The following is a 12,723-nucleotide window of genomic DNA, read 5'->3' on the forward strand; positions in this document are numbered from 1 at the left end:
GGTGAGGGGCCGGCGGCGCCGGCCCCGATGCGTCAGCGTTCCGGCACCAGCACGATGGTCGCCAGCGGCGGCAGCGTCAGCGACAGCGAGAAGCTGCGGCCATGGCTTTCCTCCTGCCGGGCGGAGAGGACGTTGGCGTTGCCGACATCCGAGCCGCCGTAGATCCCGGCATCCGAGTTCAGCACCTCTTTCCAGTCGCCGCCCTCGGGCACGCCGACGCGGTAGTCCTCTCGCACCACCGGCGTCATGTTGGAGATCACCAGCGCCGGGCGGGTGCCGCTTTCGGCCTTGCGCAGGAAGGCGAAGATCGAACGCTCGGTGTCGCCGCCATCGACCCATTCGAAGCCCGCCGGATCGCAGTCGAGCCGGTGCAGCGCCGGCTCGTCGCGGTAGAGCTTGTTGAGGTCGCGCACGAGGCTCTGCGCGCCGGCGTGCTTCTCGTCCTCCAGGAGGTGCCAGTCGAGCGAGACGTCGTGGTTCCACTCGCGCTCCTGTCCGAACTCGCAGCCCATGAAGAGAAGCTTCTTGCCCGGATGGGTCCACATGAAGGCGAGATAGGCGCGCAGGTTCGCGAATTTCTGCCAGCGGTCGCCGGGCATCTTGTTTAGCAGCGACCCTTTGCCGTGCACCACCTCGTCATGGCTGATCGGCAGCACGAAATTCTCGGACCACGCGTAGTGGATCGAGAAGGTCATCTGGTGGTGATGGAACTTCCGGTGGATCGGGTCCTGCTGGATGTAGCTGAGGCTGTCATGCATCCAGCCCATGTTCCACTTGAAGTTGAAGCCGAGCCCGCCGTCGTTGATCGGGCGGCTGACACCGGGAAAGGCGGTGCTTTCCTCGGCGATGGTGGCGGCGCCGGGCGAGCGGTGCTCGACCTGGTAGTTGGTGCCCTTCAGGAACTCGATCGCGTCGAGGTTCTCGCGCCCGCCATACTGGTTCGGGATCCACTCGCCCTCGTTGCGCGAGTAGTCGAGATAGAGCATCGAGGCTACCGCATCCACGCGCAGCGCGTCGATGTGGTAGGTGTCGAGCCAGAAGGTGCCCGAGGCGCGCAGGAAGTTCGCCACCTCGGTGCGGCCGAAATTGTAGATCAGCGTGTTCCAGTCCTGGTGGAAGCCCTGCCGCGGGTCGGCGTGCTCGTAGAGCGCGGTGCCGTCGAAATTGGCGAGGCCGTGGCTGTCGGTCGGGAAATGCGCGGGCACCCAGTCGACGATGACGCCAAGACCGGCCTGGTGCAGCCGGTCGACCATCGCCGCGAAATCCTCGGGCGTGCCGTAGCGCGAGGTCGGCGCGAAGAGCCCGATCGGCTGGTAGCCCCAGGAGCCGGTGAAGGGATGCTCGGAGACCGGCAGGAACTCGACATGGGTGAAGCCCATGTCGGTCAGGTAGTCGACCAGCAGCCCGCCCAGAGTGTCGTAGTCGAGGATCTCGCCCTCGGCGCCGCGCCGCCAGCTGCCCAGATGCACCTCGTAGATCGAGACCGGCTGGTTGTGCAGCGGCTCCTGGCCGCGCTTCTCCATCCACTCGCCGTCGTTCCAGTCGTATTTCGGCAGGCCATGCACGATCGAGCCGGTGGAGGGCGGGTGCTCCTGCCGAAAGGACAGCGGGTCGGCCTTGAGCGGCAGCAGGTCGCCATGCGCGCCGACGATCTCGAACTTGTAGAGGTCACCCGCATGCAGCCCGGGCACGAAGATCTCCCACAGCCCGGCGCCCAGCCGGCGGCGCAGCGGGTGGCGGCGGCCGTCCCAGGCGTTGAAATGGCCGACCACGCTGACCCGGCGGGCATTCGGCGCCCAGACCGCGAAGGCCACGCCCTCGACGCCCTCATGGGTGACGGGATGCGCGCCGAGACGGGTCCAGAGCTCCTCGTGCCGGCCCTCGGCGATCAGGTACTCGTCCATCTCGCCCAGCACCGGCCCGAAGCGGAACGTGTCCTCGCGCTCCCATTCGTGGCTGCCGGCCTTCAGCCGCAGCCTGTAGGGGGTGTGACGCTCGAAGCCCGCGGGCATCTCGGCGTAGAACACGCCCTCGGGGTTGATGCGGACGAGCTTCGCGATCTCGGCGCCGTCGGGCGAGACGGCGGCCGCCTCGGCCGCGTCGGGGGCGAAGACGGTGAGCCCCATGCCGCCGCCGTCGTGTTGATGCGGCCCGAGCACCGAGAAGGGATCACCGGTCCGGCCGCGGATGATGGCCTCGACGCGTTGGGCGTCGGGGGCGGTGGCGGGCAGGGTCTCGCTCGTCTGGGTCGTCATTGGGGGTCCTCTCCGTCGATCAGGTCGAGCAGGCCGCTCAGCGGGATGTCCACCCAGGCCGGGCGGCTGGCCAGCTCGTATCCCACCTCATAGACCGCTTTCTGGATCAGGAAGAGGTCCAGAAGCGCGCGGGCGAAGTTTTCGTCCGAGGGGTGGGCCGGGCTGCCGGCGATGGTCTCGTGATAGGCGTTCATGAAGTCGCGCACCGCGCCCTCGTGCCAGGCCTTGAGCACGGCCTCGGCCTCGTCGCGGTCGACGCCCGAGCCCTCGGCCCAGCGCAGCGCCGACTGCGCCGCGTAGTCGAGCGAGCGCAGCATGCCGGCGACGTCGCGCAGCGCCGAGGTCTTGGCGCGGCGCTCCTCGAGCGAGCGGCGCGGCTCGCCCTCGAAGTCGATGATCATGACGTCGTTCTGCGCCATCAGCACCTGGCCCAGATGGTAGTCGCCATGGATGCGGGTGCGCCGGCCCGACGGCGTCATGCGCGACACCGCGTCGATCCGGGCGATCAGCGCGTCGCGCCGCTCGAGGATCTGCCTCGCGTGCTCGGCGGCGCGCTCGGGCAGGTCGCGCAGGCCCTTCAGCCGGTCAAGCATCGCCACCGTCTCGGCCCGCACCTCGTCGCAAAGCGTGGCGAGGTCGGCCCCCTCCAGCGGCTCGGAGGCGAAGGCCGGGTCGTCGGTCGGATGCGCCAGCGCCCGGTGCATCTGCGCGGTGCGGGTGCCGAGCGTGCCGGCGACGTCCATCACCGTCAGATGCGGCGCGCTGCCCTCCTCGACGCCGATCTCGGTCTCCTGCAGGTGCCGGTCGAGCGCGTTGGTGAGCGCCCCCCAGGCGTCGCCCTGGTTGGCGACATAGGCGAAGGCGACGCCGAGCGCGGTGGGCTCGCCATCCTCGGGGCGCAGCGCGATCTCGCCCAGAAAGGCCGGCGTGCCGTCGAAGCCCGCCACGTCGGTGAGGAAACGCGTCACCTCGATGTCGGGCTGCAGGCCCGCGCGCAGGCGGCGGTAGATCTTCAGGATCACCTTGTCCGAGAAGGCCACGGTGGCGTTCGACTGCTCGACGTTGAGCAGCCGCGGCTCGCCCGGCTCCTCGATCTCGGCGAGGTTGGGCGAGGGCGCGAAGACCAGCCGGCCGCGCGGCGTGTCGGCCTCGTGGCCCGCGCGCAGCGCGTCCAGAAGCTCGGCCATCAGCGTCTCGTCCACGGTGCCGTCGATCAGCCCGCCGACGCGCGGCCCCTTGCGCAGCTTGGCCATGGTGTAGCCCAGCGTCGAGGAGCCGAAGCTGACGCTGTCCTCGCCCCAGACCGCGGCGAGCGGCAGCAGGTAGGTCTGCGTCTCGTCGCCCACGGCGACGTCGATCATGCCGAGCGCGCCGTTGTGGCCGATCTCGGAGAGCGGCTGGATCGTCACCTTGCCGACGCGCTCGTCCTTGGCGGCGAACCAGCGCTGCAGCGGCAGGAACTTCGGCAGCACGTCCGTGCCCAGAAGCCGGCCGTCGCGGCCCGAGATCGCCGAGCTGACGCGGCCGTCGCGGGTGGTCAGCGTCACGAATTCCGGCAGGATCTGCTGCGGCGGCGTGTGCCAGGACGGGGCCTGGTCCTCGGAGGCCAGAACGAACCAGTAGAAGCCGTAGCCCGGCAGCGTCACGAGATAGGGCAGGGCGCCGATCGGCGGGAAGGCCGAATGGCCGGTCAGCTCGATCGGGACGCGGCCCTGGTAGGCCGAGAGGTCGATCTCCACCGCCTGCGCGGCGCGGCCGAGATTGGCGACGCAGAGCACCGCCTCGCCGTCGAGCTCGCGGATATAGGCCAGCACCCGGCGGTTCGAGGGGTAGAGCAGCTTCATCTCGCCGCGCCCGAAGACCGAGTGGTTGGCGCGGACCTGCACCATCCGCCGCATCCAGTTCAGAAGCGAGGAGGGGTCCTTGGACTGGCTCTCGACGTTGAGCGCCTGGAAGCCGTAGATCGAGTCTTGGATGGTCGGCAGGTAGAGCCGCTGCGGGTCGGCCTGGCTGAAGCCCGCGTTGCGGTCCGGCGACCACTGCATCGGCGTGCGCACGCCGTCGCGGTCGCCGAGATAGATGTTGTCGCCCATGCCGATCTCGTCGCCGTAATAGAGGATCGGCGTGCCGGGCATCGACAGCAGCAGCGAGTTCAGAAGCTCGATCTTGCGCCGGTCGTTCTGCATGAGCGGCGCGAGCCGGCGGCGGATGCCGAGATTGATGCGCGCCCGCTTGTCGGCGGCGTAGGTCTCCCAGAGGTAGTCGCGCTCCTTGTCGGTCACCATCTCAAGCGTCAGCTCGTCATGGTTGCGCAGGAAGATCGCCCACTGGCAGTCCTCGGGGATGTCCGGGGTCTGGCGGATGATGTCGGTGATCGGATGCCGGTCCTCCTGCGCCACCGCCATGTACATCCGCGGCATCAGCGGGAAGTGGAAGCCCATGTGGCACTCGTCGCCCTCGCCGAAATAGGGGCGGGTGTCCTCGGGCCACTGGTTGGCCTCGGCCAGCAGCATCCGGTCGGGGTAGTGCTCGTCGAGATCGGCGCGGATCGCCTTCAGCACGTCATGCGTCTCGGGCAGGTTCTCGTTGTTGGTGCCGTCGCGCTCGACCAGGTAGGGGATCGCGTCGAGCCTGAGCCCGTCGACCCCCATGTCGAGCCAGAAATGCATGACCCTGAGCACCTCCTTGAGGACCTCGGGGTTGTCGAAGTTCAGGTCCGGCTGGTGCGAGAAGAAGCGGTGCCAGTAATACTGCTCGGCCACCGGATCCCAGGACCAGTTCGACGGCTCGGTGTCGGTGAAGATGATCCGCGTCTCGGGCCATTTCTCGTCGTCATCCGACCAGACGTAGAAGTCGCGCTCGGGGCTGCCCTTGGGGGCACGGCGCGCGCGCTGGAACCATTCGTGCTGGTCGGAGGTGTGGTTGATCACCAGCTCGGTGATCACCCGCAGGCCACGGCGATGCGCCTCGTCCACGAAGGCGCGGAACTCGTCCATGTTGCCGTATTGCGGGTTGATCTCGGTGTATTCCTTGATGTCGTAGCCGTCGTCGCGCAGCGGCGAGGGGTAGAAGGGCAGCAGCCACACGGCGGTGGCGCCCAGCTCCTGCACATGGTCGAGCCGGCTCATCAGCCCGGCGAAGTCGCCCATGCCGTCGCCGTTGCTGTCCTGGTAGGCCTTGACGTGCAGCTGGTAGATGACCGCGTCCTTGTACCAGTCGCGCTGGCTGCGATCGATCGGGTCGGCGGCGGCGTCTGCGGTATCGGTCTTCACATCCATCAGTCTCTTGCTCCTCCCGGCGGGATCAGTCGCCAGATCGCGTAGGGCCGGCTCTCGGGGTCGAGCGTCAGTCGGTGCGACTTGCCGTGCCAGGTGAAGTGGTTGCCGTGGACCGCGTCCTGCACCTCGACCGAGGCCTCGTCGGGCAGGCCGAATTCCCACAGGGGCACGTCGAAGCCGAATTCGCGGCCCGAATGCGGGTCGAGCAGCACGTGGAAGAGCAGGTAGCTCTCGGCGACCGGGTCGAAGCGGCCGTAATAGAGCACCGCGTCGTCATGGGCGTCGAAGAACTTCAGGTTGGTGAAGTCGCGCATCGCCGCGTGCTCGCGCCGGACGCGGTTCAACATCCGGATGTCGTCCTTGATGTGGCCCTCGCGGTCGAAGTCCCAGGCCTTCAGCTCGTATTTCTCGCTGTCGAGATACTCCTCCTTGCCCGGCACCGGCGCGGCCTCGCAGATCTCGTAGCCGTTGTAGACGCCGTAATTGCCCGCCAGCGTCGCGGCGAGCGCCAGCCGGATGCGGTGGCCGGCGCGGCCCGAGGTCTGCAGGAAGTAGGGATTGATGTCGGGCGTGTTGACGAAGAAGTTCGGCCGCATGTAGTGGCGGCATTCCTCGGTCGTCAGCTCGGTCAGGTACTCGGTCAGCTCGGCCTTGGTGTTGCGCCAGGTGAAGTAGCTGTAGGACTGGTTGTAGCCGAGCTTGGCGAGCCGCTTCATCATCTTGGGCCGGGTGAAGGCCTCGCTCAGGAAGACCGCGCCGGGATGGCGGGCGCGCACCTCGTCGATGACCCACTCCCAGAACGGGAAGGGCTTGGTGTGCGGGTTGTCGACCCGGAAGCACAGCACGCCGTGATCGGCCCAGTAGAGGAACATGTCGCGCACCGCCTCCCAGTAGGCGGTGTTGGGGCTGCCATCCTCCATGTAGTAGCGGAAGTTGACGATGTCCTCGTACTTCTTGGGCGGGTTCTCGGCATAGGCGATCGAGCCGTCGGGCCGCCACTCGAACCACTCGGGATGCTCCTTGATCCAGGGGTGGTCGGGCGAGGCGTTGAGCGCGATGTCGAGCGCGATCTCCAGCCCGTGGTCGCGCGCCGCCGCCACCAGCGCGTCGAAATCCTCGATGCTGCCCAGCTCGGGGTGCAGCGCGGTGTGCCCGCCATCGGCGGAGCCGATGGCATAGGGCGAGCCCACGTTGTCGGGTTCGGGCGTGAGCGAGTTGTTGCGGCCCTTGCGGTTGGTGCGCCCGATCGGGTGGATCGGCGTGAAGTAGAGCACGTCGAAGCCGAGATCCTGCACATAGGGCAGGCGGTCGATCACGTCGCGGAAGGTGCCGTGCCGCTCGCCGTTCGCGGCCGAGCGCGGGAACATCTCGTACCAGGCCGAGAAGGCCGCGGCCTCGCGGTCGGCGAACAGCATCAGGTCGCGCTCGTGGCGGGTGAGGTTGAGCCGGCGGCCGGCGCGCTTCATCAGCGCCAGCGTGCTCTCGCGCATCAGCTTGTCGATCCGCTCGCCGGTCTCGCCGTGATTGGTGTCGTGCACCACCGCCTCGAGCGCGTCGCGCGCCTCGCCCTCGGGCGCGTGATCGCGCGAGGCCGCGACCAGCCGGTGGCCGATCTCGGCCTCGACGCCGACCTCGAGGCCGGCGGCGATCTTCTTGACGGTGTCCTTGCGCCAGCTGAGGAAGTCGTCGCGCCAGGCGATCAGCGTGTAGTGGTAATAGGCGTTGTCGGGCGGGGTGAAGCTGCCGCGCCAGCGGTCGTTGACGAGGAACTCCATCGGCGCCTCGTGCACCTCGTCGCTGTCCTGCCGCCACCACAGCAGCGCGGCGCGGATGCTGTCATGTCCCTCGCCGAAGATGTCGGCCTCGACGGTGAAGGGGCGTCCGGCGACGCCCTTGGCGGCGAAGCGTCCGGCGTCGATCTCCGGATCGACGCCCTCGATGCAGATCCGGCCGGCTGCGAGGTTCTGCAATACCTGCCCGCTTTCCATGTCCCGCCACCGGCGGCCGGGCTCGTGCCTGGTCATGCGCGTCATTCCCCTGTCGGTCATACCCTCAGGTCAACCGCCTGACCCCGTTGCGGTTCCCGGTTTCGTGAGCCTCGCGTGAAAAGCCGCGCGACGTCGCGCGATAAAGGCTTGATGCCTGAGGTCAGCCCTCTACCCTCGGGCGGCAATGATCATGCCGCCGCGGCGGCCATCCGGGAAGGACCACCCATGCGCAGACTGCTGGCTCTCGCCGCCGCCACCACCGCCCTGACCGCCACCGCGGCCTCGGCCGACCTGGTCGTCGGCTCCAAGATCGACACCGAGGGCAACCTGCTCGGCAACATGATCAAGCTGGTGCTCGAGGATGCCGGCATCGCGGTCGAGGACCGGATCTCGCTCGGCGCGACGCCGATCGTGCGCCAGGCGATCACCTCGGGCGAGATCGACATCTACCCGGAATACACCGGCAACGGCGCCTTCTTCTTCGACCAGGCCGACAGCGAGGTCTGGCGCGACGCCAAGGCCGGCTACCAGCAGGTCGCCAAGCTCGACGCCGAGACCAACGACATCGTCTGGCTCTCGCCCGCGCCTGCGAACAACACCTGGGCGATCGCCCTGCGCGAGGAGGTGGCCGACGAGAACGGCCTCGTCACCATGTCGGATCTCGGGACCTTCCTGTCCGAGGGCGGGCAGGTGACGCTCGCCGCCTCGTCGGAGTTCGTGAACTCCGAGGCGGCTCTGCCGGCCTTCCAGGCGGCCTACGGCTTCGAGATGTCGAACGACCAGCTGGTGATCCTGTCGGGCGGCGACACGGCGGCGACCATCCGCGCCGCGGCCGAGCAGATCGACGGCGCCAACGCCGCCATGGTCTACGGCACCGACGGCGCCATCGCCGAGGTCGGGCTGAAGGTGATGGAGGACGACAAGTCGGTGCAGCCGGTCTACCAGCCCGCGCCGATCATCCGGCGCGCCGCGCTCGAGGAGAACCCGCAGGTCGAGGAGCTGCTGGCGCCGGTCTTCGCCGGCCTCGACCTCGAGACGCTGCAATCGCTCAACGCCCGGATCCAGCTCGGCGGCGAGAGCGCGCAGGCGGTGGCCGAGGACTACCTGACCAGCGAAGGGCTGATCGACTGATCGGCCGGCCGCACCGGTGAGCATCGCGATCCCGGCCGGCGACCGCCGCGCGCCCTCATGGCGCGTGGCGGCCGTCTTCGCCGTGCCTGCGGCGCTGGGCGCCAGCCTGCTGCCCTTCCTGAGCTTCCGGCCCAACCGCATCGTCAGCGGCGAGGGCATCCTGCTGTGGCGGCCCGGGACCGTGGGGGCCGAGCCGCTGGGCTGGGCGGCGCTGATCGGCCTCGCGGCGCTGACGCTCCTGCCGCTGCCGCAGGCGGCGCGGCTGGCGCTGGCGCTGGCGGGCGCGGCGCTGACGGTGGCGCTGGCGGGGCAGGGGGCGAACGCGCTGATGGCCGAGGCGCCGGATTTCGCCCGCGTCTCGCTCGGCGGAGGCTTTTGGGTGGCGCTGGCCTTCCTTGCGCTCGCCGCGGCCGACGCGGCGGCGCGGCTCGCGCTGGCGCCGCTCGTCCGGATCGGCCTGCTCGCGGGCGTGTTCGGCGCGGCGGCGCTGGCGCTGGGCTCGGGCGCGCTCGACCGGCTGTCGATCCTGCAGGAATACGACGCCAATGCCGACGCCTTCGATGCCGCCTTCGCGGGCCATCTCAAGCTGGTGCTGGGCAGCCTCGTGCCGGCGCTGCTGATCGGCCTGCCGCTGGGCCGGCTCTGCCACGCTTCGCCGCGCGCCCGCGCCGTCGCGGTGCCGGTGCTGAACCTGCTGCAGACCACGCCCAGCATAGCAATGTTCGGCCTCCTGATGGTGCCATTGGGCGCGCTCGCCGCCGCATGGCCGGGGCTGCGCGACCTCGGCGTCGCCGGGATCGGCGCCGCCCCGGCGATCGTGGCGCTGACGCTCTATTCGCTCTTGCCGATCGTCGCCAACACCATGGCCGGCTTCGCCGCCGTGCCCGCGCATCTGCGCGAGGCCGGGCGCGGCATGGGCATGGGCCGGCGCCGCCTGCTGTGGCAGGTCGAGGCGCCGCTCGCCGCGCCGGTGATCCTCACCGGCATCCGCATCGTCGTGGTGCAGAACATCGGCCTCGCCGCCGTGGCCGCTCTGATCGGCGGCGGCGGCTTTGGCACGCTGGTGTTCCGCGGCATGGGCCAGACCGCGATGGACCTCGTGCTCTTGGGCACCCTGCCGATCGTCGCCATGGCGATCGCCGCCACCGTGCTGTTCGACGCCGCCATCGACAGTCTCAACCGGGGAGGCCCGCGATGATCGAGGTCGAGAACCTGACCAAGCGCTTCGACGGCGTCACCGCCGTCGACGACCTCAGCTTCACCGTGCCCGAGGGCGAGGTGCTGGCGCTGGTCGGCACGTCGGGCTGCGGCAAGTCCACGACGCTTCGGATGCTCAACCGGCTGATCGAGCCGGACCGGGGCCGCGTGCTGATCGACGGCCTCGACGCCGCCGCCACCCCGCCCGAGAAGCTGCGCCAGGGCATCGGCTACGTGATCCAGGGCGTCGGCCTCTTCCCGCATTGGAGCGTGGCGCAGAACATCGGCACCGTGCCGCGCCTGCTGGGCTGGGACCGCGCCCGGACCGAGGCGCGCACGCGCGAGCTGCTGGAACTGTTCGGCCTCGACCCAGACGAGTTCGGCCCCAAGCCCCCCGCCGCGCTCTCGGGCGGCCAGCAGCAGCGCATCGGCGTCGCCCGCGCCATGGCGGCGGAACCGGCGGTGCTCCTGATGGACGAGCCCTTCGGCGCGCTCGACCCCGTGACCCGCGCCCGCCTGCAGGAGGAGTTCGCCCAGATCCAGCGCCGGCGCGGCATCACGGTGATCCTCGTCACCCACGACATGGACGAGGCCTTCCGCCTGGCCGACCGCATCGCCGTGATGGACCAGGGCAAGATCCTGCAGGTCGACACGCCCGAACGCCTGCTGCGCGGCCCGCGCGAGGGCTTCGTGCGGCAGTTCGTCGGGCTCGACGACCGGGCGCTGCGCATCCTGTCGCTGCACCGCGTCTCCGAATACGCGCATCCCGCCTCCGGCGCGGCGCCGGTCGGCCAGTGGGTCGGGCCCGGCGACACGCTGCGCGAGGCCGCCTCGCGGCTGATCTGGCAGGGCGGCGACAGCCTGCCGGTGATCGACGGCGATGACCGCGTCGTCGGCGAGATCCGCGCCGCCGACATCTGGCGCGTGGGCGGGCGCGGCGCATGACCGGACGGCTCGTGCCGCTGGGCCTCGTGCTGGCGCTCTTCGCGGCGCTGGCCGGCGCGCCGGGCCTCTTCGCCCCGGCGCTCGGCCTCGTCGCCGAACCGGGCCAGACCGTCATCTACGACCGCCAGCCGCTCTGGCTGCTGGCCGGCTGGCACGTCGTGCTGGTCGCGGCGGCGGGGGCGGTCGCTGCGGTGGTCGGCATCGGCCTCGGCATCCTCGTCACCCGGCCGCGCGGCGCCGAGTTCATGACGCTGGCGCGCATGGCCTCCAATCTCGGCCAGACCTTCCCGCCGATCGCCGTGCTCGCCGTGGCCGTGCCGATCGTCGGCTTCGGCTTCGAGCCCACCTTCATCGCGCTCTGCGCCTACGGGCTCCTGCCGGTGTTCGAGAACACCGTGGCCGGTCTGCGTGGCGTGCCGGCCACCACCCGCGAGGCGGCGCGCGGCATGGGGATGCCGCCCGGCGCGGTGCTGGCTCGGGTCGAGCTGCCGCTCGCCGCGCCGGTGATCCTGACCGGCTTCAGGCTTTCCACCATCATCAACATCGGCACCGCCACGATCGGCAGCACCGTCGGCGCGGTGGGCTTGGGCGAGGTGATCGTCGCAGGCCTGCAGTCGGGCAACACCGCCTTCGTGCTGCAGGGCGCGCTTCTGGTGGCGCTGATGGCGATCGCCGTCGACATGGCGCTGCGGCTGCCCTTCAGGAGCATGACGCGGGCGTGATCGCGGCGGCGTTGCGGTGCCGCACCCCCCGTGCCATCTCGCCGGGGAAGGCGGTTGCCGCGGCAGCCGCGACAGCATCGGAGAAAAGCCGTCGCAGCCGTGGAACCCACGGGCCGCGTGGCGATTTCTTCCACGGAGGCAGAGACATGATCGACAGACGACACTTCATCGCATCGGTATCGGCGCTCGGCGTCATGGGCGGCCGCGCCTGGGCGCAGGACGACGGCGCGACCGTCAATCCCGAGGACGTGCCGGTCGTGCCGGACGACAATTTCGGCCTGCCCGAGCGGTTCCGCCCGCAGCTGGTGAACGTGCCGGCCTCGATGCCGCCGGGCCAGCTGCATGTCGACCCGAACCGCTTCGCGCTCTACTGGACGCTCGAGGGCGGCAAGGCGATGCGCTACGGCGTCGGCGTCGGCCGCGACGATCTCTATGAGGCGGGCACCTTTACGGTCGGCGCCAAGAAGGAATGGCCGAGCTGGACGCCGACGCCCGACATGATCGAGCGCGAGCCCGAGAAGTACAAGCAGTACGAGGACGGCATGCCGGGCGGCCCCGACAACCCGCTGGGCGCCCGCGCGCTCTACCTCTTCGACGGGACCCGCGACACCTTCCTGCGGATCCACGGCACCAACGCGCCGACGACGATCGGCACCGCCGTCTCGAATGGCTGCGCCCGCCTGGTCAACGACCACATGATCGACCTCTACAACAGGGTGCCGCTCGAGACGACCGTGTTCCTTTACCCCAAGCTGGCCTGATCGCCGCTTCGCGAAACGCCCCGGACGCAGCCCGCGCCGGGGCGTTTTCGCTTTCCGCCAAGGCAGGTGAAGAAAATCGGGCATCCCCCGATTTTTTCCCTTGCGCCCTCCCGCCGCACTGCGTAGAAGGCCCCTCACCGGCGGCGCTGAGGTGCTGCTGGGCTTCGGAAGATGAGGCAGGGCGGGGCGCCGCGAGTTAGGGCGCCTGGTTCTGATGTTCTTCCGTTGGCTCTTTGACATCGCGAGTATCTGAAGAGATATGCGGGCGGTCACGGGTTCATTTCGATGGATCAACGTCTGTGTATCGCGTCTCTAGGCTTCGGCCGATGATGAGATGTCAGCTTCACCGTCTTGGACGGCTTTCGGTTCTCTTATGAGATCTGAAGCACAAGACGGATGACTGTCCCGGTCCTAGCCGGCCGGGACGATGTGCAGAGGTTCGAACG

The 12,723-nt window shown here is 69.5% G+C and carries 8 protein-coding genes; 5 read left to right on the top strand and 3 right to left on the bottom strand.

Annotated elements, in window-relative coordinates:
- Positions 1-32: 32 nt before the first annotated feature.
- From glgB to BLT43_RS17325, 3 genes are read right to left on the bottom strand one after another with little or no spacing between them, the layout of a single operon-like run.
- Positions 33-2,255, bottom strand: coding sequence for a 1,4-alpha-glucan branching protein GlgB (gene glgB / locus BLT43_RS17315; protein ID WP_090114935.1), 2,223 nt, complete (start codon positions 2,253-2,255; stop codon positions 33-35).
- Entirely contained in the window at positions 2,252-5,533 is a 3,282-nt protein-coding gene (treS, locus tag BLT43_RS17320) for a maltose alpha-D-glucosyltransferase (RefSeq protein WP_090114937.1), read from the bottom strand. Before treS ends, glgB begins: the two co-directional genes overlap by 4 nt.
- Entirely contained in the window at positions 5,533-7,521 is a 1,989-nt protein-coding gene (locus BLT43_RS17325) for an alpha-1,4-glucan--maltose-1-phosphate maltosyltransferase (RefSeq protein WP_165612654.1), read from the bottom strand. The genes treS and BLT43_RS17325 overlap by 1 nt, the downstream gene beginning before the upstream one ends.
- 225 nt (positions 7,522-7,746) lie before the next feature.
- Here BLT43_RS17325 and osmF point away from each other — a divergent pair, with 225 nt between their 5' ends.
- The 5 genes from osmF (at position 7,747) to BLT43_RS17350 (ending at position 12,277) form a co-directional block, all read left to right on the top strand.
- Positions 7,747-8,652: a glycine betaine ABC transporter substrate-binding protein OsmF gene (gene osmF, locus BLT43_RS17330; protein WP_090114941.1), complete on the top strand. Its 906-nt coding sequence runs from the start codon at positions 7,747-7,749 to the stop codon at positions 8,650-8,652.
- 16 nt (positions 8,653-8,668) lie between these two features.
- Positions 8,669-9,850 (top strand): ABC transporter permease, encoded by a 1,182-nt coding sequence (locus BLT43_RS17335; RefSeq protein WP_242652340.1) that lies wholly within the window; start codon positions 8,669-8,671, stop codon positions 9,848-9,850.
- A complete protein-coding gene (locus BLT43_RS17340; protein WP_090114943.1) occupies positions 9,847-10,794 on the top strand; it encodes an ABC transporter ATP-binding protein in 948 nt (315 codons plus the stop codon). Before BLT43_RS17335 ends, BLT43_RS17340 begins: the two co-directional genes overlap by 4 nt.
- Positions 10,791-11,516 (top strand): ABC transporter permease, encoded by a 726-nt coding sequence (locus BLT43_RS17345; RefSeq protein ID WP_090114945.1) that lies wholly within the window; start codon positions 10,791-10,793, stop codon positions 11,514-11,516. The genes BLT43_RS17340 and BLT43_RS17345 overlap by 4 nt, the downstream gene beginning before the upstream one ends.
- 146 nt (positions 11,517-11,662) lie before the next feature.
- Complete coding sequence (locus BLT43_RS17350; protein WP_090114947.1) at positions 11,663-12,277, top strand: L,D-transpeptidase; 615 nt, start codon at positions 11,663-11,665, stop codon at positions 12,275-12,277.
- Positions 12,278-12,723: the final 446 nt, after the last annotated feature.

It is taken from the genome of Limimaricola pyoseonensis, assembly GCF_900102015.1.
Lineage (GTDB): Bacteria > Pseudomonadota > Alphaproteobacteria > Rhodobacterales > Rhodobacteraceae > Limimaricola > Limimaricola pyoseonensis.

Bases quoted from the DNA above. Each gene is read 5' to 3' on its own strand.
- glgB (WP_090114935.1), bottom strand. From the start codon at position 2,255: ATGACGACCCAGACGAGCGAGACCCTGCCCGCCACCGCCCCCGACGCC.
- treS (WP_090114937.1), bottom strand. From the start codon at position 5,533: ATGGATGTGAAGACCGATACCGCAGACGCCGCCGCCGACCCGATCGAT.
- BLT43_RS17325 (WP_165612654.1), bottom strand. From the start codon at position 7,521: ATGGAAAGCGGGCAGGTATTGCAGAACCTCGCAGCCGGCCGGATCTGC.
- osmF (WP_090114941.1), top strand. From the start codon at position 7,747: ATGCGCAGACTGCTGGCTCTCGCCGCCGCCACCACCGCCCTGACCGCC.
- BLT43_RS17340 (WP_090114943.1), top strand. From the start codon at position 9,847: ATGATCGAGGTCGAGAACCTGACCAAGCGCTTCGACGGCGTCACCGCC.
- BLT43_RS17345 (WP_090114945.1), top strand. From the start codon at position 10,791: ATGACCGGACGGCTCGTGCCGCTGGGCCTCGTGCTGGCGCTCTTCGCG.
- BLT43_RS17350 (WP_090114947.1), top strand. From the start codon at position 11,663: ATGATCGACAGACGACACTTCATCGCATCGGTATCGGCGCTCGGCGTC.